General features: G+C 62.9%; 1 protein-coding gene. It reads right to left on the bottom strand.

The features are described 5' to 3' along the window. Nucleotides 1-793, bottom strand: a 793-nt coding sequence (locus tag QD357_RS32455) for an ArdC family protein (protein ID WP_414126105.1), incomplete at its 3' end; no start/stop codon positions are given. Nucleotides 794-1,068: the final 275 nt, after the last annotated feature.

The raw sequence follows: 1,068 nt of genomic DNA, 5'->3' as shown, positions 1-1,068 counted from the left end.
GGTAGGAGGCGTGATCTGGACGTGGTTCGAGCTCKGGAGCAATACCGAGATCGGCGCACAGGAAGCAGCTGCCGAGTTCCGCGATCAGTTCCTCACGCGCCCGCTCGGTCTTGTCCTTGGCATAGCGGCTGAGGTCGCGACCGAGGCGATGCGCCGGCGCCGTCCAATGCGTGACTTCATGGCTCAAGGTCGCATAGTAGCTTGCCGCGTCCTTGAAGCTCTCAAACGGCGGCATCTGGATGAGATCGGCGGCCGGCGCGAAGAAGGCCTGGTTGCCACCATGGCGGATCACGGCACCGGTGTTGCGAAAGAACCGGTCGGCATGCTCGATGCGCTCGACCGGATCGAGAACCGGAGCCGGCTTGTGACGATATTGGTCGGGAAGCCCGTCGWTCTGCTCGACGTTGAAGACACTGTACGCCTTCAGGAAAGGGATTTCCCGCTMGACCTCGCCGCCATTTCCGTCGGTCTCCGACTTAGTGAAACGGCTGGCGAAAACGACCGTGGCACCCGTCTCGCCCTTGCGGACGGCGGCACCCAGTTCGAGGGCCTGCTTGAACGTCATCCACGTGGATGACGCATACCCCCGTGCGTTGCCCTCCGACCAGAGAAGCACCACGTTGACGCCCGAATAGGGCTGCCCGTTATGACGCAGCGGCCGAGTAATACGGCCAGTCGTATTCTCGCAGTTCCATGGCTTCATCCACGGCCGCACGCCCTTCGCCAGATCCTCTACGATTTTGTCCGTGATACGGGTATAAAGATCGACCCGCTGTTTCTCCCTATTGCTCATCTTCAGCCTCCGTTTTGAGGCMGCGCCTATCGCGGCCCGTTGCGGAGGGCAGAATGCAGGAGCAGATCAGCCGGCCGATGCACCGGAACGGCCGGAACTTCAGTGGAGGACGGCGGAGCCGTTGCATCTGCCGGCGGCTCCTGCAGACCCGACAAGCTGAACGGGCCGCGACGGGCGTGCCACCTGCCTGATTTCCGTTCCCGATTGGCCCCGTCGGCGACACGAAAACAGCCGGCTCCGCCAGGGAACCGGCCGTTCTCGCGTTTATCGAAGGC

Source organism: Rhizobium sp. BR 317, assembly GCF_047445835.1.
GTDB lineage: Bacteria > Pseudomonadota > Alphaproteobacteria > Rhizobiales > Rhizobiaceae > Rhizobium > Rhizobium paranaense.
The sequence above is the reverse complement of the archived record's forward strand: the minus strand, read 5'-3'. Positions and strand labels throughout refer to the sequence as shown.